This window comes from Micromonospora sp. R77, assembly GCF_022747945.1.
Classification (GTDB): domain Bacteria; phylum Actinomycetota; class Actinomycetes; order Mycobacteriales; family Micromonosporaceae; genus Micromonospora.
The window spans coordinates 6,447,496-6,467,837 of sequence record NZ_JALDST010000001.1 but is presented as its reverse complement, the minus strand read 5'-3'; the positions used below and the strand labels follow the sequence as shown (position 1 = coordinate 6,467,837).

The following is a 20,342-nucleotide window of genomic DNA, read 5'->3' as shown; positions in this document are numbered from 1 at the left end:
CGGACACTCCGCGCACCGCTGGCTAACGCACCACCATGGGGCCCGCCACCACCGCCCATCGGCTGCCGCACCGGCCGCCAGCCACCACATCGCTCTCCGATCGACCCACCGCACTGCGGTGCGGCGAGAGGCGGCACGGCCGCGATCAGGCCCCACCCACGGCCCCCGAAAGGACCCGAAACGACTGCCCGGAACACGCAGCCGGCACACGGGCGGCACCCGGCAGCCGAGCAGGGCGTTACCCTGACAGCATGCAGGGCGTCTCCCCCACCGTGACCGGCGTGGCCCACCTGGCCCGACCGGGTCGACCCGCCGTGGTGGCGCGTACCCTCGCGGAGCTCACCGGGCCGACGACGGGCGTCGTCGAGTTGCCGGTCCGGCTGATGTGGTGCGGCGAGCGGGTCTTCGACCTGGCCGAACCGGACGACCTGCTGTGGATGTACGAGAACGTGCTGCGCGAGACGACCCGGGTCGACGACCTGCGGGCGCTGATCCACGGGCGGACCCTGCGCCGGGTGTGGCGGCGGCTGAACCTGCCCCGGGGCGTACGCCTGGCGTGGGAGAGCCGGCACCGGGGCCTGCGTACCGCGTGAGCCACCTGCACGACTTCTACCGGGAGGTGGCCCGGGTGGCGTTGAGCGCCGCGGGGCCGCACCGGTTCGTGCTGGGCGGCGGGGTGGCGTGGGCGGCGCACGGCCTGGTGACCCGCCCGACGGAGGACGTGGACCTCTTCGCCGACGTCGAGGGCGCGGCGGCTGCCGCGACGGCCGAGGTGCGTACGGCGCTGGAGCGGGCCGGGTTCGAGGTGGTCGCCGCCGATCCGGACAGCGAGCTGGCCGGGCTGTTCGAGGGCTTCGACCGGGACATGCGCGACTTCGTGGTCAGCCGGGACGGTCGGCAGATCCGGTTGAGCCTGGCCCGGCTGGACCGGTACCGCAGCCCGGTGGTGATGGACCTGGGGCCGGTGATGGACGTTCGGGACCTGCTGGCCAACAAGACGGCCGCACTGGTCAACCGCCGGGAGGTGCGGGACTTCATCGACGTGTCGGCCGCCCTGGACCGCTACGACGTGGCGGAACTGCTGGCGCTGGCCAGACAGGTCGACCCGGCGCTGGAGCTCGAGGACGTCCGGGCCGCCGGCCGCTATCTCGACGGGTTGCCGGACCGCCGGTTTGCCCGCTACGGGCTGGACACGGCCCAGGTGGCCGAGGTGCGACGCCGGATGGCCGCCTGGCCCCGCTGACCCGGCATCCGGACCGGGCGGGACTCGTCCGACCGGCTCCCGCCGGCGACAGGTCCGGCGACGCCGGGGCGACGCCCGGTGGCCGGGGTGTTACGCCAGGGCGACCGGTGACGCTGGTGTGGTGAAACATCTCGGGGCGATGTGGCGCACGTGACGCCAGGTGGTTATGGTGCGCAACGGCGCCCACGAGGTGCCTCCACCCCCATGGAAAGGCACGGCATGACCTCCTCCTCCGGCGCCTCGCGCCGCCAGGTGCTCGCCGTCGCGGCCGCCGCCGCGACCGCTCCCCTGATCGCCGGCGCGCCCGCCCGGGCGGCCGAGTCGAGCAAGGGCCCGAAGACCTGGGACCTGACCGTCCTCGGCACCTCGGACACCCACGGCAACGTCTACAACTGGGACTACTACAAGGACGCCGAGTACGACGACAGCAAGCACAACGACGTCGGCGTCGCGAAGCTGGCCACCCTGGTCAACCAGATCCGCGCGGAGCGCAAGGGCAAGGCGACGCTGGTGCTGGACGCCGGCGACACCATCCAGGGCACCCCGCTGGCCACCTACTACGCCAAGCAGGAGCCGATCACCACGACCGGTGAGACGCACCCGATGGCCAACGCGATGAACGTCCTGAAGTACGACGCCGTCACGCTGGGCAACCACGAGTTCAACTACGGGCTGCCGCTGCTGGCGAAGTGGATCGGTCAGCTGGGCTTCCCGGCCCTGGCCGCGAACGCGATCAACGAGGCGACCGGCAAGCCGGCCTTCCTGCCGTACGTGATCAAGAAGGTGCGGCTCGGCAGCGGCTACGACTCGCCGACCATCAAGGTGGGCATCCTCGGCCTGACCAACCCGGGTGTGGCCATCTGGGACAAGGGCAACGTCGAGGGCAAGCTGATCTTCGCCGACATGATCGCCACCGCCGCCAAGTGGGTGCCGGTCATGCGCGATCGTGGCGCGGACCTGGTCATCATCTCCGCCCACGGCGGCGACAGCGGCACCTCCAGCTACGGCCCGGAGCTGCCGAACGAGAACCCGGTCGCGCTGATCGCCCAGCAGGTTCCCGGCATCGACGCGATCCTCTTCGGCCACGCCCACAACGAGGTCGTCGAGAAGTTCGTCACCAACACCGCCACCGGTGCGCAGGTGCTGACCGCCGAGCCGTCCAAGTGGGGCCAGCGTCTCACCCGGATGGACTTCTCCGTGCGGAAGGTCAAGGGCCGCTGGACAGTGGTCAGCAAGTCCGCCACCATGCTGAACACCAACACGGTGGTCGAGGACCCGGCGGTGCTGGCTGCCGTGCGCGGCCAGCACACCAAGACGGTCGACTACGTCAACAAGGTGGTCGCGCAGTCCAGCGTGGAGCTGTCGGCCGCCGAGTCGCGCTACAAGGACACCCCGATCCTGGACTTCATCAACCACGTCCAGACCGAGGTCGTCGGCAAGGCTCTCGCCGGCACCGCGTACGCGGGCCTGCCGGTGCTGTCGATCGCCGCGCCGTTCAGCCGCACCGCCGTCTTCCCGCAGGGCGACGTGCGGATCCGCGACGTGGCCGGCCTGTACGTCTTCGACAACACCCTGGAGGCGGTCGTGCTGACCGGCGCCGAGGTGAAGGCGTACCTGGAGTACTCGGCGAAGTACTTCGTCACCGTCGCAGTGGGCGCGACGGTCGACCCGGCCACCATCAGCGACCCGCTGGTGCCGGACTACAACTACGACGTCATCTCCGGCGTCGACTACGACATCGACATCTCCAAGCCGGTCGGCCAGCGGATCACCCGCCTGGTCCTGCCCGGCACCGACACCCCGGTCGCCGCCGACGCGCAGTTCGTCATCGCGGTGAACAACTACCGGCGCAGCGGTGGCGGCAACTTCCCCGGCATCGTGAAGACCCAGGTCTACAACCAGCAGCAGGAGATCCGCCAGCTGCTGATCGACTGGGCGCAGGCCAAGGGCGTCATCGACCCGGCCGACTTCTTCGTGCCGAACTGGAAGCTGGTCCGCGAGGGCGTGCCGGTCTTCTGATCCGTACCACCTGACGACGGGCCCCGGGTGTGGCACCCGGGGCCCGTCGGCCGTCTCGGCGGCAGCTCAGCCGCCCGCCAGCAGGTCCCGCTCGTACTGCCCGACGGTCGGCTCCGGCCGGTCCCGGCGCGGCTCGGTCTCCGTCAGCTCCGTCCGGTCCTCGGGGCGGACCGCCGGCGGCAGTTCGCCGAAGCGGACGTGCCGCAGGAACGCGTACTCCTCGTCGGTGAACGAGTCGGTCGGTTCGCTCATGTCGGCATTGTGCGCCCACCCCACCACCTCGGGCATCAACCAGCCGGGTGCGGGTAAGCCGCCACGGTTCGCCGGTGACGAGGTGGAGGACGACGATGCGCGCGGTACGGATGACAGCCCCCGGGACGCTCGAACAGGTCGATGTGCCGGTCCCCGAGGCCGGGCCGGGCGACGTGCTGCTGCGCGTCGGCGCGGTCGGCGCCTGCCACTCCGACCTGCACATCCTCGACGCGCCGGCAGGGGCGTTCCCGACCCCGCTCACCCTCGGCCACGAGATCGCCGGCACCGTCGACACCGTCGGCGCCGGGGTGACCGGCTGGTCGGCCGGGGACCGGGTCGCGGTGTACGGGATCATCGGCTGTGGCCACTGCCGGGCCTGCCTGCACGGCCTGGAGAACCAGTGCCGGACCGTCCCGGTCGGGGGCATCGGGCTCAGCCGCGACGGCGGGCTGGCCGAGCACGTGGTGGTCCCCGCCTCCCGGCTGCTGCCCGCCGGCGACATGGACCTGACCCAGGTAGCGCCGCTGACCGACGCGGGGCTGACCCCGTACCACGCGATCGAGCTGGCCCGGCCGAAGCTGCGGCCCGGCACCACCTGCGTGGTGATCGGCATCGGCGGACTGGGCCACATGGCGGTGCAGATCCTGGTGGCCACCACCGCGGTGCGGATCGTCGCGGTGGACACCAACCTGGCGGCGCTGGACCTGGCCACCCGGGTCGGCGCGCACGACGTCGTACGCGCCGGACCGGACGCCGTGGACGCCATCCGGAAGATCGTCGGCCCGGCCCCGGACGGCGCGGACGTCGTGCTGGACTTCGTCGGGGCCGACCCGACCCTCACCACCGCCCGCCAGGTCGTCGCCACCGGCGGCCAGCTCCTGCTGGTCGGCCTGGCCGGCGGCACCCTGCCCGTCCGGCCGGTCGCCGACGAGCCGCCCACGCTGCCGTTGGAGACGAGCGTGCAGGTCCCGTTCTGGGGCACCCGGGCGGAACTCGCCGAGGTGATCGCGCTGGCCCGGCAGGGCGTCCTGCGGGCCGACGTGCAGACCTTCCCCCTCGACCGCGCGCCGGAGGCGTACGACCTGCTGCGCCGGGGCGAGATCCATGGCCGCGCCGTCATCGTGCCCTGACCGTCCGCGACCGGGTCAGGTCGCCGTGCGGGCCGCGGGCAGCCGGTCCAGCAGGGCCAGGGCCGCCCGCACCGGCCGGCGGGCCAGGGTCGCCTCGAAGCTCGCCTCACCCCGGCAGAACCGGACGAACATCCGCCAGCCCGCCGGGGTCGCCAACAACGCGTGGAACACGTCCGGGCGGCGCTCGAAGACCTCCAGCAGCCGGTGCCCGGCCCGCATCGACGGCACCAACCGGCCGTGCACCTCCCGCTCGTACCCGGCCAGGTCGTCGGCCGCGACCGCCGCCCCGGCGAGGGCGCCGGACCGCAACGCGTAGCTGATCCCCTCCCGGCTCCACGGCTCCAGCAGCCCGGCCGCGTCCCCGACGACCAGCACCCGACCGCGGCGCAGCGGCGAGTCGTCCGCCCGGCACCGGGTCAGGTGACCGGAGTCGTGCTCCGGCGGCACCCCCGCCAGGCCCAGCCGGGCCACGAAGTCACGCAGGTACGCCCGGGTCCGCGCGCCCTCACCCCGGGCGGAGATGACGCCGACGGTCAGCCGGTCACCCTTGGGGAAGACCCAGGCGTACGAGCCGGGAACCGGGCCCCAGTCCAGCAGCAGCCGCCCGCGCCACCGCTCCTGCTCGGCCGGCGGGACCGGCAGCTCCAGTTCCAGCCCCAGGTCGACCTGCCGGTAGGCGACACCGACGTGCCGGGCGGTGATCCCGGAGGAGCCGTCGGCGCCGACGACGGTACGGGCGCGCACCGTGTCGCCGTCGGCCAGCCGCAGGCGTACCCCGTCGTCGTCCTGGTCCACGGCGCGCACCGCGACGCCCTCGCGGACCTCGGCCCCGGCGGCGACCGCGGCGGCGCGCAGCCGGTCGTCGAACTCCTCCCGGCGCACCATCGCCACCAGCGGGCCGGCGGAGTGCCGGCGGGTGAAGCCGCGCCGCCCGTCGCGGGTGAACGTCACCCGGTCGACCCGGTCGTGCACCGGCACCTCGATCCGCTCGGCGACCTCGGCCAGGGAGGTGCCGATCAAGCCGCCCCCGCAGGTCTTGTAGCGGGGATGGGTGGCGCGCTCGACGACCAGCGTGCGCAGGCCGGCGCGAGCCGCGACGTGGGCGGCGGAGAGGCCGGCGGGGCCACCACCGACGACAGCGAGGTCCCAGACGATCACTGCTGCAGCGTAGGACACGACCTGGGTGGACGCCCTGCCACGACCCCCCGATCGGGTGGGCATCATCCGAGCCGCGCGGGGTAACCGCCGGGCGCAGACCGCCCGTGGTCGGGCGCTCACGGCGAGGAGGGACGTCATGCAGCAGGTACCGCTGTCCGAGGTCGAGGAGCGGGTCTACCAGGCGGTGTCCGCGCTGGAGGCCCGCGGACACGTGCCCTATCCGGACCTGATCGCCGAGGAGACCGGCCTGACCGAGGAGGAGCTGCGCGCGCCGCTGCACCTGCTCACCGAGAAGAACCTGCTGCACCGGGAGGACTCCCCGATGGCCGGGCTGGACTTCGGTCCCCGGTGGTGCGCGCGCCAGATGGCCTGACCGCCGCCGTTTGCCCCACGATGGCACGGGTAGCGATCCGGGATGCGTGATCGACGGTCTTCGGGGGGCACCATGAGCGCGGACCGGTCGCCGGCAACCGCCGGCACCGGCGGATACGACGACCGGCGCCGCTGGCAGGCGCTCGGCGTCGGCCTCGTCGCGGCCTTCATGACCCTGCTCGACGTGAGCATCGTCAACGTGGCCGTCCCGTCGATGGACCGGGCGCTCGGCGCCACGCCGAGCGACCTGCAGTGGGTGCTCTCCGGCTATGCGCTCACCTTCGGCCTGGTGCTGGTGCCCGCCGGCCGCTTCGGCGACGCACGTGGCCGGCGCAACGCCTTCGTCCTGGGGGTCGCCGCGTTCACCGTGACCAGCGCGCTGGCCGGACTGGCCCGCTCACCAGAGTGGTTGATCACCGCGCGGCTCGTGCAGGGGGCCGCCGCCGGGATCGTCAACCCTCAGGTGAGCGGGATGATCCAGCAGCTCTTCCGGGGCGCGGAACGGGGCCGGGCGTTCGGGCTGCTCGGCGCCACCATCGGCATCTCCACCGCGGTGGGGCCGCTGCTCGGCGGTCTGCTCATCCAACTCGGCGGCGAGCAGGAAGGCTGGCGGTGGGTGTTCTTCGTGAACATCCCGGTCGGCGTCGTCGCGGTGCTGCTCGGCTGGCGGCTGATGCCGGCCCGCCCCACGGGTGGGCCGGGCCGGCACCGGCTCGACCCGGTGGGCGTGCTGCTCCTCGGGATCGGGGTGACCCTGGTGCTGCTGCCGTTGGTGCAACGGGAGCAGTGGCACAGCCCGTGGAAGTGGGCCCTCATCCCTGCCGGACTGGCGTTCCTGGCCGGGTTCGGGTTCTGGGAACGGTGGTACGGACGGCACGAGGCACCGCTGTTCGACCTGCGGCTGTTCCGGCTCCGGTCGTACACCCTCGGATCGCTGATCGGGCTGGTCTACTTCGGCGGCTTCACCGCCATCTTCTTCATCTTCACCCTCTACCTGCAGATCGGGTTGGGCTACAGCGCGCTGGTCGCCGGCCTGGCCATCACCCCGTTCGCGCTCGGCTCGGCGGCGGCCTCCGCGCTCGGCGGCCGGGTCGTCACCCGGTACGGCCGACCACTGGTCGCCATCGGCCTGCTCGCCGTGCTGGTCGGGCTGGTCGCCACGGTGTGGGTGCTGCGGGGCTCGCCCTCCGGCTCGGTGCCGCTGCTGACCGCCGGGCCGCTGCTGGTGGCCGGGCTGGGCAGCGGACTCGTCATCGCACCCAACCAGACGCTGACCCTGTCGGAGGTGCCGGTGCCGCAGGCCGGCAGCGGCGCCGGCATGCTGCAGACCGGCCAGCGGATCGGCTCCGCGGCCGGGATCGCGGCGGTCGGTGCGCTGTTCTTCTCGACGCTGGCCAGCAGCGGGGGCGACTGGTCGGCGGCGTTCCGGTACTCGCTGCTGTTGGCTGCGGGGGTGATCGCGCTGGCCCTGGTGGCGGCTCTGGTCGACATCGTCATGGGTCGGCGTTGATTTTCCTGGCCGTTGGTTGCGGTTTCGGGCTGGGGCCCGGTCCGCCCGGGCGTGCCAGGCCACGTCGTCACCAGGACCACACACCCGTCGGGGTACGTCGGCTGCCGCCCGGCTTCACTCACCACCGCATCTCACTGGACTTCGGACTGTTGTCGTCCGCTCCGCAGGTGCATACGCCGCTGGCCGGTACCCCGGGTTCGGGGTGCCGGCCAGCGTTTCGTTCATGGTCAGCTGGTCCAGTGCTGGGCGACCAGGTCGGCGGCCTGCTGCTCCCACTGCGCGTACGCGTCGGGGTAGGCCGACACCTGCACGGTCTGGGCGGCGTCGGTCAGCGGCATGTCCTGCCAGCCGTCGACCTGCTTCAACCCCTTCAGGAACGCCAGGGTCGAGTGCTCCGGGTCGGTGATCTGCTCCGGGGTGCCCCAACCACTGGACGGGCGCTGCTGGAACAGACCCAGCGAGTCGTGATCGTTCTTGTCGCCCAGGTGGCCCAGGTTCTCCAGCTTCGACTCCTGCAGGCTGGTCGCGATCGAGATGACCGCGGCCCGCTCCGGCAGGCCGGCCTTCTTCGTGGCGGCGATGATCGCCTTCGCGTTCGACACCTGATCGTCGTTCAGGTCGATGTGCGACTGGTTGCCCTGCACACCGTGCGGGATCAGCTTGCTCGTGTCCGGCTTGTCGGCCTGCACCGCCGCGACCGGCTTACCGGTGGTGACGGGGGTGGTGTCGGCGTGAGCGGCGATCGGACCGGCGAACACACCACCGGTGAAAGCCAGACCAGCAATACCCAGCACACTCTTACGCAGCATCGTGTTCATCGAAAGCTCCTCGGGGGTCGGCGCTCCCCATGGGGGCGGGGGAACGCAAGCACCGTCAGGCGCCCAACACGTACAAGGGGGAAAGTCATCGACCGGCTGGCTCGCGGGGCGGGGGCCTCTTCGCGGTGCCGGGACCAGGTGTAACGACCGGCCGGCCACCCGCATTCCGGGCCCGGCCCGTCCACCAGGCCGGTGTTCGGCGGTGCTACTCGGTCGTACGGTGACTGTAACGACCCGGCCCCCGCCACGATTCCGGCCTGAGGATGCCCCCGGTCACACCGGAACGGGACATTCGGCTCACCCGGCGGCCCCTGCACCGCGTGGCCGGGCCACCGGCTGCCGGCCGCCGGATGATGGGCGGTGATCGGACCCATTGGCCGGATGTGGAGCCGCTAACACCGGTGGGTTAGCGGATCGGGTATCGGTGCTAACCGGCTCGGCCTATCGGTGCTCTGACGATCGAGACGATCGCCGACGGAGAAAGCGGCGCAGACGGAACCGGCCGGTTCCCGACGAACGGGAACCGGCCGGTTTTCATCTACGGATCACCAGAGCTGCTGGACGATGTCCGCCGCCTGCTCCTCCCACTGCGCGTACGCGTACGGGAAGGCCGACACCTGGACGGTCTGCGCGGCCGTGGTCAGTGGCAGGTTCTGCCAGCCGCCGACGTTCTTCAGCGCGCCGTAGAACGCCTTGGCGGAATAGTCCGGGTCGGTGACCTGGTCGGGCGTGCCCCAACCGGACGACGGGCGCTGCTGGAACAGGCCCTGCGAATCGTGGTCGTTGTACGCGCCGAGGTGGCCGAGGTTGTAGAGCTTCGACTCCTGCAGCGAGGTGGCGACGCCGATCACGGCGCCCCGCTCCCCCACGCCGCTCTCCTTGGCCGCCTTGACGATGGCCTTGGCGTTGGCGAGCTGCGCGTCGTCCAGCGGGATGCGCGACTGGGCGCCCTCGACGCCGTGCGGGATCAGCTTGTCCCGGCTGGGCTTGTGCGCCTTGTCGGGGACCTTGTCGCTGCCGGTGGTCAGCCCGGACTCCACCGTCTTGCGGCCGGTGGCCAGGTCGATCGCGGCCACGGCACCGGCGTGGGGGCCACTGGTGACGGGTGCGGCCAGCGCGGTCGGGCCGAAGGCCAGGCCGCCGAGGGCGGCCACGCCGGCGATGCTCAGCGCGGTCCTGCGGTGCGGGGTCTTCGCGATGGCGGGGAGCCATCGAGTGAAGTGATCCTTCACGATGGTTGCCCTTTCGATCGTTACGACGCGCTCCGGGGTGAGCGCCCCTGGGGGAACTGCGGTGCCGGCGCGGGTTTGCGTACCGGCGGTACGGGGGACACAACCAGCTGCCCGTGTCGGTCATTCCGGATATGCGCAGGGGCAGCGGCGGCGTGCGGCCCAGCTCACAGACCCCGGGCGGGTGCTCCGGTCAGCCGGGGTCGCCGAGCTCCGAGGAGCCGGAACGGGCCGCTAACCGTCGAAACGGCCCAGCGGGGCGACACCGACGACCGGGGCGGTCCAGGTTCCCTACTCCCGCGCACGCCGATACGCCCCACCGGCCAGCGGCAGGGCGTCGACGGCGGCGTACGGGTCAGTGACCCCGGGTCAGCCACTCCTGAAGGTGCGGCGCCTCGGCGCCGATGGTGGTGCTGTCGCCGTGGCCGGTGTGCACCACGGTCTCCGGTGGCAGGGTGAGCAGCCGGGAACGGATCGACGCCACGATGGTGCCGAAGTCGCTGTAGGAACGCCCGGTGGCCCCCGGACCGCCGGCGAAGAGGGTGTCGCCGGTGAAGACGACACCGAGCGTCGGGGCGTGGAAGCTGCACGCGCCGGGGCTGTGCCCGGGGGTGTGCAGCACCCGCAGGGCGGTGCCGGCCACCTCGACCGACTCGCCGTCGGTCAGGTCGCCGTCCGGCGGGGTGTCCGGGTGGACCAGGTCCCAGAGCACCCGGTCGGCGGGGTGCAGCAGCACGGGCGCACCGGTGGCCCGGCCCAGCGCCGGCGCCACCCGTACGTGGTCGTCGTGGGCATGGGTGGCCAGGACGGCGCGTACCCTCCGGTCGCCGACGGCCCGCAGGATGGCGTCCACGTCGTGCGGCGCGTCGACCACGACGCACTCGACGTCGTCGCCGACCACCCAGACGTTGTTGTCCACGTCGAAGGTCTGGCCGTCGAGGGAGAACGTGCCGGAGGTGACGGCGTGGTCGACGCGGGCGGTCACGGGAAGACCACCACCGAGCGGAGCACGTCGCCGTGGTGCATCCGGGTGAACGCCTCCTCGACCTGGTCCAGGGCGATCTCCTCGGTGACGAACGCGTCGAGGTCGAGGCGGCCCTGCAGGTAGAGCTCGGTCAACAGGGGGAAGTCGCGGCTGGGCAGGCAGTCGCCGTACCAGCTGGACTTGAGGGCGCCGCCGCGGCCGAAGACGTCCAGCAGCGGCAGCTCCACCCGCATCTCGGGGGTGGGCACGCCGACCAGCACCACCGTGCCGGCCAGGTCGCGGGCGTAGAACGCCTGCTGCCAGGTCTCCGGGCGGCCCACGGCGTCGATCACCACGTCGGCGCCGAAGCCGCCGGTGGCCGCGCGGATCGCCTCGACCGGGTCGTCGTCCGAGGCGTTGACGGTGTGCGTCGCGCCGAACTTCCGCGCCCAGTCGAGCTTTCGCGAGTCGGTGTCCACCGCGATGATCGTCGTCGCGCCGGCGAGGGCGGCGCCGGCCACCGCCGCGTCGCCGACCCCGCCGCAGCCGATCACCGCGACCGAGTCGCCCCGGGTCACCTGGCCGGTGTTCATGGCCGCGCCGAGGCCGGCCATCACGCCGCAGCCGAGCAGGCCCACTGCCGCCGGACGGGCCGCCGGGTCCACCTTCGTGCACTGGCCGGCGTGCACCAGGGTCTTCTCGGCGAAGGCGCCGATGCCGAGGGCGGGCGACAACTCGGTGCCGTCGGTGAGGGTCATCTTCTGCGTCGCGTTGTGGGTGTCGAAGCAGTACCAGGGGCGACCCCGCCGGCAGGCCCGGCACACTCCGCAGACGGCACGCCAGTTCAGCACCACGAAGTCGCCGGGGGCCACGCCGGTGACGCCCTCCCCCACCTGCTCGACGATGCCGGCGGCCTCGTGGCCGAGCAGGAACGGGTAGTCGTCGTTGATGCCGCCCTCGCGGTAGTGCAGGTCGGTGTGGCAGACCCCGCAGGACTGCACCTTGACGACCGCCTCGCCGGGCCCCGGGTCGGGCACCACGATGGTGGTGACCTCGACCGGCGCGCCCTTGCGCCGCGACACGACTCCCCGGACTTCCTGGCTCACGATGCCTCCTTCGTTCGCGACTGCGGGGCTCGCAAACCCGGCTCACTCCTCGCGCTCACGATGCCTCCTTCGGCCGCGACTGCGGTGATCACGCCCCGGTGGAGAACCTACCGCTGATCACGGCCGGGGCCCACCGTTGCCGTGGTTATCGCGGTCGTCGCCGGGTAGGCGGCGGCACGGTTCTCCGACACCCACGGGAGTGATCATGAAGCTGACGCATGCGCCGCTGCGGGTCAGCATCGGCGCGTTCATCCTGAACTCCGGGCTCGGCAAGCGCACCCTGGAGGGCGAGTCCGCCGAGGCGGTGCACGGCATGGCGGTCGGGGCGATCCCGCAGCTCGGGCAGGTGGAGGCGGACCGGTTCGCGAAGCTGCTCTCCCGGGGCGAGATCGCGCTGGGCGCCGCACTGCTCGCCCCGTTCGTCCCGTCGGTGCTGGTCGGGCTCGGACTGACCGCCTTCGGCGCCGGCCTGGTGCAGCTGTATCTGAAGACGCCGGGGCTGCGCGAGCCGAACAGCCTGCGCCCCACCCAGGCGGGCATCGGCATCGCCAAGGACGTCTGGCTGGTCGGGGCGGGGCTCACCCTGCTGCTCGACTCGGTCACCCACCGACGCCGCCGACGCTGACCCGTCAGGCGGCCACCGGGGTCGGGACCGCAGGGTGCTCGGCGGCGTACCGGCGGCGGGCGGCGTTGCGGTACCGCAGCACCTGGACGGCGCCGACGGCCCAGAGCACGTACTGCACGGCGAACGCCCAGCGGAACGCGCTCAGCGGCGGGGTGGCCGCGCCGGCCGGGGTGGCCAGGTCGAGCACCACGCCGACGGCGAGCACCAGCAGGATCGACGCGACGAAGCCACCGACGTTGACGATGCCGGTGGCGCTGCCGATCCGGTGCACCGGGTTGAAGGTGCGGGCGTAGTCGAAGCCGATCACCGAGCCGGGGCCGTTGACCGCGAGGACGACCACCAGGGCGACCAGCAGCCAGTGCGGTGCGCGGCCGGGCCAGGCGAGTACCACCGCCCAGACGGCGGCGGTGCCGGCGGTGATCGCGAAGACCACCACCGAGCGGCGGAACGGGTGCCGGGCGCAGAGGTGCGCGACGACCGGCCCGCAGACCAGGGTGGCCACCGTCATCAGGGTGAGCAGCGACGCCGCCGCGGTCGGCGACAACCCCTGCCCCTGGACCAGGAACGGATAGCCCCACAGCAGTGCGAAGACCGCCCCGGAGAACTGGGTGACGAAGTGGGTCCAGAGGCCGAGGCGGGTGCCGGGCTGTCCCCAGGCGGCGGCGAGCTGCCGGCGTACGGCGGCGAGGTCCGGGGCGACCGCGCCGGGGTGCGCGCGGTGCGGGGTGTCCCGGACGGCGACCAGCACCAGCAGCAGCACGGTCGCGCCGAGCGCCGCCGCGGTGAGGAAGGCCGGCGTCCAGCCGGCGTGGTGCAGCAGCGCCACCAGGGGTACGGCGCCCAGCACCGCCCCGAGCTGGCCGAAGGTGCCGGTGAGCTGCACCAGCAGCGGGTTGCGCCGGCCGGGGAACCAGAACGCCACGATCCGCAGCACGCTGATGAAGGTCATCGCGTCGCCGAGGCCGACCAGGACCCGGGCCGCGACGGCGAGCGGGACGTCGGTGGCCACGGCGAAGCAGAGCTGCCCGGCGACCATCAGCGCCCCGCCGGTGAGCAGCAGGCGGCGGGAGCCGTACCGGTCGAGCAGCACCCCGACGGGGATCTGCATGGCCGCGTAGACGGCGAGCTGGGCGACGGAGAAGGTGGCCAGGGCGGCGGCGTTGATGTGGAAACGGTCGGCGGCGTCCACCCCGGTCACGCCGAGCGAGCTGCGGTGGAACACCGCCGCCACGTACGCGGTGACCGCGACGGCGTACACCAGGACGGCGGGGCGGCGGCCGGTGGCCGCGGTCACCGGAGCGTCCGCAGCACGGTCGCGGCGTTGTCGATGTGCGCGCCGACGCTGGCGAGCCAGGCGGCCGGGTCGTCGCCGTCGAGGGCGGCGAGCTGGTCGGCGTGCTCGGTGAGCGCCACCTCGGCCCAACCCGGCGACAGTCGGAAGCTGGCCTCACCCATCCGCAGCTGCCGGTCGCGCAGCCGGTGGTAGAGCTCGGCGAGGATCTCGTTGCCGGCGGCCTCGACGACGGTGGCGTGGAAGGCCCGGTCGGCGGCCATCAGCGCGGTGAGGTCCCCGGCGGCGTGCGCTCGGCGCATCTCGTCGAGCCGGCGGGCGAGGTCGGCGCGCAGTTCGGCGCGGCGCGGCCAGACCCGCTCGGCGGCGTGCAGCTCGACCAGGCGGCGGGCCTCGATGACGTCGGCGATCTCGCGGGCGGAGACCGGCCGGATCAGCGCGCCACGCTTCGGGTAGAGCGCCACCAGCCCTTCGGACTCCAACCGCAGCAACGCCTCCCGGACCGGGGTCCGGGACACCCCGGCCGCCTCGGCGATCTCGCCCTCGCTGATCAGCAGACCACCGGGGTAGACCTGTTCCAGGATGGCCCCCTTGAGGTGCCGGTAGGCCCGCTCGGCGGCGGACGGCACCGCCCGGGTGCTGGGATGCGTCATGTATCTATGATGCGTCCCGGGTGGGTCCGGCCACCTCGCGAGGGCCGTGATCGTGGTCCACGCCACCTGGTGTTCGGTCCGCCGCGCCGGGACCGGGCCCTCCTCGGGGGCGGCGTGCCGCCGGTTCGGGACCCGGCTGGGAATCCCACGTGGATCCGAGTGACCCCTGGGGTCCCCGGGTACCAGGGCGGCCATGACGACGGACGTGACGATCGTGGTGGCGACCCGCAACCGGCGCGACCAGCTTCTCGACCTGCTGCCCCGGCACACCGCGCCGGTGATCGTGGTGGACAACGGCTCCGACGACGGCACCCCGGCGGCCGTGGCGGCGGCGTTCCCCCGGGTCCGGGTGGTGGCGCTGGGCCGTAACGCCGGCGCGGGGGCGGCCCGCAACGTCGGGGTGGCGCTGGCGGACACCCCGTTCGTGGCGTTCGCGGACGACGACTCGTACTGGGCGCCGGGCTCCCTGGAGCGGGCCGGGGAGCTGCTGCGGCGGCACCCCCGGACGGCCCTGCTGACCGGGCAGGTACGCGTCGGGCGGCAGGCCAGGCTCGACCCGGTCTCGGCGGGCATGGCGCAGGCGCCGATCGGCACCGCCCCGGACGCCCCGGGCCGAGCGTGCTGGGCTTCCTGGCCTGCGCGGTGGTGCTGCGCCGGGAGGCGTACCGGCAGGTCGGCGGGTTCGCCGAGCGGCTCGGCACGTACGGCGAGGAGGCGCTGCTGGCGATGGAACTGGCCGCGGCGGGCTGGAACCTCGCGTACACGCCGGAGCTGGTGGCCACCACCTGCCGGCGCCGGCCGGCCGGGACCCCGCGGCCCGGCGCCGGGTCGAGGCGCGCAACCGGCTGCTCACCGCGGCGCTGCGCCGGCCGGTGGACGTGGTGCGGGCGGTGGCCGTCGAGGCGTGGCGCGACCCGGACGGCCGGGCCGGCGTGCGCGACGCGGCCCGCCAGGCCGGCTGGGTGCTGCGCCACCGGCGGCGGCTCCCGGCCGCCGTGGAGGCCGCCCTGACCACGCTGTCCCGGCCGCAGCCGAACGCCGCCGTGCCCGCCCCCGCCGGCGCCGGCGCGCCCGCCTGACCCGACACGCCGCCGACACCTGGGCCACCGTGCCAAGCCGGGCCGGGCCGGGGAGAATCGACCCATGCCCACCCGCCGCTGGCTGCTCGCCGACCAGCTCGGTCCGCACTTCCTCGACGCCGACGACCAACCGGTGCTGCTGGTGGAGGCGAAGGAGTGGTTCCGGCAGCGCCGGATGCACCGGCAGAAGGCCCACCTGATCCTGTCGGCGCTGCGGCACCGGGCCGCCGAGCTGGGAGACCGGGCGCTGCTGCTGCGCGCCGGCACGTTCCGGGAGGCGCTGACCCGGCTCGGTGAGCCGGTCGAGCTGGTGCACCCGACCAGCCGGGCCGCGCTGGGCTTCGCCCGTACCGTCGAGGGGCTGACCGTGCTGCCGCCGCGCGGCTTCGTCACCGACCGGGCGGACTTCGCGGCCTGGGCCGACGGGGTCCGGCGGGCGCCGCTGCGGATGACCGACTTCTACCGGTACGCCCGACAGCGCCACGCGGTGCTGACCGGTGGCCCGGCCACCGGCCGGCCCCGCTCCACCACCCGCGGCCCCGACCCGGACGTGCCGCCACCACCACCGGTGACCGAGGACGCGATCGACGCCGAGGTCCGCGCCGACCTGGACCGCTGGGAGCGCGAGGGGATCCGTTTCGTGGGCCGGGACGGGCCCCGACGCTATCCGGCCACCCACGCCGAGGCCCGGGACCGGCTGGCGCACTTCCTGCGCCACCGCCTGGTCGGGTACGACCGCTACGCCGACGTGATGAGCCACGGTGACCCGCTGCTGGCGCACAGCGTGCTCTCCTCCTCGTTCAACCTGGGCCTGCTCGACCCGGAGCCGGCGATCCGGGACGCCGAGCGGGCCTGGCGGGACGGCGCCGCGCCGCGGGGCGCGGTGGAGGCGTTCGTCCGGCAGCTGCTGGGCTGGCGGGAGTTCCTCTGGCAGCTCTACTGGTATCTGGAACCGGACTTCCGGGGCCGGCGTTGGCTGCCCGCCACCGAGCCGCTGCCGGAGTGGTTCGCCGAGCTGGACGCCGACGCGGTGGAGGCGCGCTGCCTGACGGACGTGCTCGCCGGGGTGCGGGACCGGGCGTGGGCGCACCAGTCGCAACGGCTGCTGGTGCTCGGCAACTACGCGTTGCAGCGTGGTTGGCGCCCCGACGAGCTGGCCGACTGGTTCCAGCGGTCGTTCGTGGACGGCGCCGAGTGGGTGATGAACGCGATGGTCGTCGGCATGAGCCAGTACGCCGACCTGGGCCGCATCGACACCCGCCCGTACGCGGTCGACGGCGGGCACCTCGACGAGATCAGCGACTACTGCGCCGGCTGCCGCTACCAGCCGGAGCGGGTGCTCGGCGACCTGGCGTGCCCGTACACCGGGGGGTTCGAGGCGTTCCTGCACCGCAACCGGGAACGGCTGGTGGCCGATCCCCGGCTGGCCGCCGAGCTGGCCGACCGGGACGACCCGGAACGCCGGGAGGCGGTGCTGGCCCAGGAGGAGAAGCGCGGCAGCAACCCGCCCTGAGCCGGTTCAGGTGTGGTCGGCCCAGAAGGCGGTGACCAGCGCGTGGAACTCCGGGGCGCGCTCGATCTGCGGCATGTGCCCGGTGTCGGGAAACAGGTGGGTGCGCGCCTCGGGCAGCCGGGCGCGGGCGGCCGCCAGGTGGCCGGCGGGCAGGATCAGGTCGCGGTCGCCCCAGACGACCAGGGTGGGCAGGTCCAGGGCGGCGACCGCGGCGAGCAGCTCCTCGCGCCACTGGGGACGGACCCCGCGCCAGGTGCCGAGGTCGCGGACCAGCTCCAGCATCACCCGGGCGGCGTGCGGCTGACGGGCCACCGCGAGGGCGGTGGCGATCCGTTCCTCGGTGGCGTACGCGGGGTCCCGGAAGATCGCCAGCTCGGTGCGGCGGGCCACCACCGGATGGGGACGCAGCAGCAGCCGGCCGAGCGGGCGCACGGCGAGCAGCCGCAACGCGACGGTCACCTCCCGGCCGAACCCGGCGCTGTTGACCAGCACCAGGCTGGCCGCCCGGTGCGCCTGGTCGGCGGCGAGCCGCATCGCCACCGCCCCGCCGAGGAGTTGCCGACCAGCCGGGCCGGCCAGGAGACCCCGGCCGCGTCCAGGAAGTCGGCGACCGCGGCGGCGAGCGCGGGCAGCGTGTGCGGGACGTCCAGCGGCGCGGAGCCGCCGTGACCGGGCAGGTCGACGCTGAGCACCCGATGGTCGGCGGCCAGCAGCTCCTGCTGCGCGGTGAAGTCGTCGAGGGTGCGGCCGATGCCGTGCAGCAGCACCACCGGCGGGCCGTCCCCGGTGATCCGGCAGCGCATCCGCCGCCCGGCCACGGTCAGCTCGTCGGCGGCGGGCAGCGTTCCGGTCACGCGGACCGCTCCGCCGGTGTCGGAGTCGCGTCGCCGCCGGTGGCGGCACTGCCGGTGGCGGCCGGGACGGCGCGCTTCATGCCGAGGGCGAGGACCCGGTGGTAGGAGGCCGGGGCGACCCGGGCCAGCAGGTCGGGCAGCTTCGCCGACCAGCCGATCAGCACCCGGCCCCGGCGGCGTTCGACGCCGCGCAGGATCACCTCGGCGGCCTTCGCCGGGTCGATGGAGAGCAGCTTCTCGAACTGCCGGCGACCGGCCTCGTACTCCTCGCGGGGGACGCCGCTGCCCACCCGGGCGCTGGCCGCGATGCGGGTCCGGATGCCGCCCGGGTGCACGGAGGTGACGCCGACACCGTCGTCGACCAGCTCGTGGCGCAGCGCCTCGGTGAAGCCGCGCACGGCGAACTTGCTCGCCGAGTAGGCGGCCTGGCCGGCGGGGGCGATCAGCCCGAAGAGGCTGGAGACGTTGACCAGGTGGGCACCCGGCTCGGCCTTCAGCGCCGGCAGCAGCGCGTGGGTCAGCCGTACCACGGCCCGGAAGTTGATCTCGATGACCCAGAGGAACTCGTCCAGGGTGACCTGGTCGAAGCGGCCACCCAGCGCCACGCCCGCGTTGTTGACCAGCAGCCGGATCCGGGGATGGCGGTGAGCCAGCTCCGCCGCCACCCGGTCGGTGGCGTCGGCGTCGGCCAGGTCCACCAGGTGCGTCTCGACCGACCGGTCGGGGTGGGCGGCGCGGAGCGCGGCGGCGACGGCGTCGAGCCGTTCGGCGTCCCGGTCGAGCAGGACCAGGTCGGCGCCGCGCCGGGCGAGGCCGTGCGCCAGGGCCTCGCCGATGCCGCTGGCCGCCCCGGTGACCACGGCGGTGCCGCCGGGAAAGACGAAGTCACGCATCAGGTGCTCCTTCGCGGTTCAGCCGACGGGGGCGTCGGCTGGGGTCCGTTCCGCCGGGCCGGCGGCGGGTGGGGTGCCGGCGCGGGAGAACCGGACCCCCTCGTCGGTGAGGCGGCCGTGCCGCATCAGCAGCACGTCGCGCGGATAGTTCTGGTGCAGCCGCCACGGCGCCACCGGCCCCTGCTTGGGCAGCTGGTCCACGGCCCGCAGCACGTACCCGGACTTCAGGTCGATGATCGGCTCGAGGTCGCCGGTGGCCGGGGCGACCGGGGTGACGATCTGCTGCCCGGTGGCGTCCAGGTGGCGCAGCAGGCGGCAGACGTACGTGGCGACCAGGTCGGCCTTGAGCGTCCAGGACGCGTTGGTGTAACCGATGGTCATCGCGAAGTTCGGCACGCCGGAGAGCATCATGCCCTTGTAGGCGACCGTGCCGGCCAGGTCGACCTCCCGGCCGTCGACGGCGACGGTCATGCCGCCGAGGGCGAGCAGGTTGAGGCCGGTGGCGGTGACCACGATGTCGGCGGGCAGCTCCTCGCCGGAGGCGAGCCGGACGCCGCCCTCGGTGAAGGTGTCGATGGTGTCGGTGACCACGGACGCCCGGCCGGCGCTCACCGCGTCGAAGAGGTCACCGTCGGGGACCACGCAGAGCCGCTGGTCCCACGGGTCGTAGCGGGGTGAGAAGTGCCGGTCGATGTCGTAGCCGACCGGCAGCCGGCCGGCGGCGGCGCGTCGCAGGAACTTCTTCACCAGTCCGGGGCGACGCCGGCTGAGCTGGAAGTTCGCGACGCCGAGCAGCACGTTCTTCCAGCGCACCACCGGATATGCGGCCTTCGCCGGGAGCCGGCGCCGCAGCGCGTCGGCGAGCCGGTCACGCGAGGGCAGCGCGATGACGTACGTGGGTGAGCGCTGGAGCATGGTGACGTGCGCGGCCCGCTCGGCCATCGCCGGCACCAGGGTCACCGCCGTGGCGCCGCTGCCGATCACCACCACCCGCTTGCCGGTCCAGTCCAGGTCCTCGGGCCAGTGCTGCGGGTGCACGAGCTGCCCGGCGTACCGCTCGACGCCGGGGAAGTCGGGGGTGTAACCGGCGTCGTAGCGGTAGTAGCCGGAGCAGGTGAAGAGGAAGCCGCAGGTGAGGACCACGTCCTCGCCGGTGTCGTCGCGGCGCGCGTGGACCGTCCAGCGGGCGGTGGCGCTGTCCCACTCGGCGCGGACCACCCGGTGCTGGAAGCGGATGTGCTCCTCGACGCCGTACTCCCGGGCGGTCTCCCGGACGTACTCCCGGATCGAGTCGCCGTCGGCGATCGCCTTCGGGTTCGTCCACGGCTTGAAGGAGTAGCCCAGCGTGTACATGTCGGAGTCCGAACGGATGCCCGGATAGCGGAACAGGTCCCAGGTGCCGCCGATCGCGGCGCGCGCCTCCAGCACCGCGTACGTCTGCTGCGGACAGTTGCGCCGCAGGTGCACCGCGGCGCCGATGCCGGACAGGCCGGCGCCGACGATGAGGACGTCCACGTGGTCGGTGGCCATGGCAGCTCCCGGTCGCAGGGCAGAGGAGCGGACCTTATCCAGCGCCGTCGAGGTCGGTCAACACCCTGTCGAGTGGAATCGACAGGGTGTCGAGCGGGTGTAG

19 protein-coding genes and 2 pseudogenes are annotated in these 20,342 nt (G+C 73.6%); 10 read left to right on the top strand and 11 right to left on the bottom strand.

Annotation, left to right across the window (positions count from 1 at the left end; all coding sequences use genetic code 11):
* The first annotated feature begins 251 nt into the window (after positions 1-251).
* The 3 genes from MRQ36_RS29970 (at position 252) to MRQ36_RS29960 (ending at position 3,262) form a co-directional block, all read left to right on the top strand.
* A complete protein-coding gene (locus tag MRQ36_RS29970) occupies positions 252-593 on the top strand; it encodes a hypothetical protein (RefSeq protein WP_242800096.1) in 342 nt (113 codons plus the stop codon).
* Positions 590-1,243, top strand: coding sequence for a nucleotidyl transferase AbiEii/AbiGii toxin family protein (locus tag MRQ36_RS29965; RefSeq protein ID WP_242800095.1), 654 nt, complete (start codon positions 590-592; stop codon positions 1,241-1,243). The genes MRQ36_RS29970 and MRQ36_RS29965 overlap by 4 nt, the downstream gene beginning before the upstream one ends.
* Before the next feature lie 219 nt (positions 1,244-1,462).
* Positions 1,463-3,262 carry a bifunctional UDP-sugar hydrolase/5'-nucleotidase gene (locus MRQ36_RS29960; protein ID WP_242800094.1) on the top strand — a complete coding sequence of 600 codons (1,800 nt, stop codon included), beginning with the start codon at positions 1,463-1,465 and terminating at the stop codon, positions 3,260-3,262.
* A 66-nt stretch (positions 3,263-3,328) separates the two neighbouring features.
* On the opposite strand, the gene MRQ36_RS29955 is transcribed toward MRQ36_RS29960, so the two are convergent.
* Positions 3,329-3,514, bottom strand: coding sequence for a hypothetical protein (locus MRQ36_RS29955; RefSeq protein ID WP_242800093.1), 186 nt, complete (start codon positions 3,512-3,514; stop codon positions 3,329-3,331).
* Between the two features lie 74 nt (positions 3,515-3,588).
* Between MRQ36_RS29955 and MRQ36_RS29950 the strand changes: the two genes are divergently transcribed.
* Positions 3,589-4,644, top strand: coding sequence for an NAD(P)-dependent alcohol dehydrogenase (locus tag MRQ36_RS29950; protein ID WP_242800092.1), 1,056 nt, complete (start codon positions 3,589-3,591; stop codon positions 4,642-4,644).
* Positions 4,645-4,659: 15 nt separating this feature from the next.
* Here the strand turns inward: MRQ36_RS29950 and MRQ36_RS29945 are convergent, their stop codons facing one another.
* Positions 4,660-5,802, bottom strand: coding sequence for a geranylgeranyl reductase family protein (locus tag MRQ36_RS29945; protein ID WP_242800091.1), 1,143 nt, complete (start codon positions 5,800-5,802; stop codon positions 4,660-4,662).
* A gap of 136 nt (positions 5,803-5,938) precedes the next feature.
* Here MRQ36_RS29945 and MRQ36_RS29940 point away from each other — a divergent pair, with 136 nt between their 5' ends.
* Together MRQ36_RS29940 and MRQ36_RS29935 are read left to right on the top strand one after the other, a co-directional pair.
* The gene (locus MRQ36_RS29940; protein ID WP_242800090.1) at positions 5,939-6,175 is read left to right on the top strand and encodes a hypothetical protein; all 237 of its coding nucleotides are present in this window, start codon (positions 5,939-5,941) and stop codon (positions 6,173-6,175) included.
* A 72-nt stretch (positions 6,176-6,247) separates the two neighbouring features.
* Positions 6,248-7,684, top strand: coding sequence for an MFS transporter (locus MRQ36_RS29935; protein WP_374250928.1), 1,437 nt, complete (start codon positions 6,248-6,250; stop codon positions 7,682-7,684).
* Positions 7,685-7,911: 227 nt separating this feature from the next.
* Here the strand turns inward: MRQ36_RS29935 and MRQ36_RS29930 are convergent, their stop codons facing one another.
* From MRQ36_RS29930 to MRQ36_RS29915, 4 genes are all read right to left on the bottom strand, one after another.
* Complete coding sequence (locus MRQ36_RS29930; RefSeq protein WP_242800088.1) at positions 7,912-8,502, bottom strand: hypothetical protein; 591 nt, start codon at positions 8,500-8,502, stop codon at positions 7,912-7,914.
* A gap of 545 nt (positions 8,503-9,047) precedes the next feature.
* Entirely contained in the window at positions 9,048-9,734 is a 687-nt protein-coding gene (locus MRQ36_RS29925) for a hypothetical protein (protein ID WP_242800087.1), read from the bottom strand.
* Positions 9,735-10,086: 352 nt separating this feature from the next.
* Positions 10,087-10,716, bottom strand: coding sequence for an MBL fold metallo-hydrolase (locus tag MRQ36_RS29920; RefSeq protein WP_242800086.1), 630 nt, complete (start codon positions 10,714-10,716; stop codon positions 10,087-10,089).
* Positions 10,713-11,801, bottom strand: a complete 1,089-nt coding sequence (locus MRQ36_RS29915; RefSeq protein ID WP_242800085.1) for an S-(hydroxymethyl)mycothiol dehydrogenase — start codon at positions 11,799-11,801, stop codon at positions 10,713-10,715. The genes MRQ36_RS29920 and MRQ36_RS29915 overlap by 4 nt, the downstream gene beginning before the upstream one ends.
* Positions 11,802-12,006: 205 nt before the next feature.
* On the opposite strand from MRQ36_RS29915, the gene MRQ36_RS29910 reads away from it, so the two are divergent.
* A complete protein-coding gene (locus tag MRQ36_RS29910) occupies positions 12,007-12,426 on the top strand; it encodes a hypothetical protein (protein WP_242800084.1) in 420 nt (139 codons plus the stop codon).
* 4 nt (positions 12,427-12,430) lie between these two features.
* Here MRQ36_RS29910 and MRQ36_RS29905 read toward each other — a convergent pair whose 3' ends face one another.
* Positions 12,431-13,720, bottom strand: coding sequence for a nitrate/nitrite transporter (locus MRQ36_RS29905; RefSeq protein WP_242800083.1), 1,290 nt, complete (start codon positions 13,718-13,720; stop codon positions 12,431-12,433).
* Positions 13,717-14,370, bottom strand: coding sequence for a GntR family transcriptional regulator (locus MRQ36_RS29900; protein WP_242800082.1), 654 nt, complete (start codon positions 14,368-14,370; stop codon positions 13,717-13,719). Before MRQ36_RS29900 ends, MRQ36_RS29905 begins: the two co-directional genes overlap by 4 nt.
* Positions 14,371-14,563: 193 nt before the next feature.
* Between MRQ36_RS29900 and MRQ36_RS34815 the strand changes: the two are divergent.
* The 3 genes and pseudogenes from MRQ36_RS34815 to MRQ36_RS33665 all read left to right on the top strand — a co-directional run.
* Positions 14,564-15,034: pseudogene (locus MRQ36_RS34815) on the top strand (glycosyltransferase family 2 protein); the annotation flags it as partial.
* Positions 15,035-15,242: 208 nt separating this feature from the next.
* Entirely contained in the window at positions 15,243-15,449 is a 207-nt protein-coding gene (locus tag MRQ36_RS34195; RefSeq protein ID WP_308194995.1) for a hypothetical protein, read from the top strand.
* Positions 15,450-15,513: 64 nt separating this feature from the next.
* Positions 15,514-16,962, top strand: coding sequence for a cryptochrome/photolyase family protein (locus tag MRQ36_RS33665; protein WP_308194940.1), 1,449 nt, complete (start codon positions 15,514-15,516; stop codon positions 16,960-16,962).
* Between the two features lie 6 nt (positions 16,963-16,968).
* On the opposite strand, the pseudogene MRQ36_RS29885 reads toward MRQ36_RS33665, so the two are convergent.
* The 3 genes and pseudogenes from MRQ36_RS29885 to MRQ36_RS29870 form a co-directional block, all read right to left on the bottom strand.
* Positions 16,969-17,765 (bottom strand): annotated as a pseudogene (locus MRQ36_RS29885) (alpha/beta fold hydrolase).
* 47 nt (positions 17,766-17,812) lie between these two features.
* A complete protein-coding gene (locus tag MRQ36_RS29875; protein WP_242800078.1) occupies positions 17,813-18,709 on the bottom strand; it encodes an SDR family oxidoreductase in 897 nt (298 codons plus the stop codon).
* An 18-nt stretch (positions 18,710-18,727) separates the two neighbouring features.
* A complete protein-coding gene (locus MRQ36_RS29870; RefSeq protein ID WP_242800077.1) occupies positions 18,728-20,239 on the bottom strand; it encodes an NAD(P)/FAD-dependent oxidoreductase in 1,512 nt (503 codons plus the stop codon).
* Between the last annotated feature and the right edge of the window lie 103 nt (positions 20,240-20,342).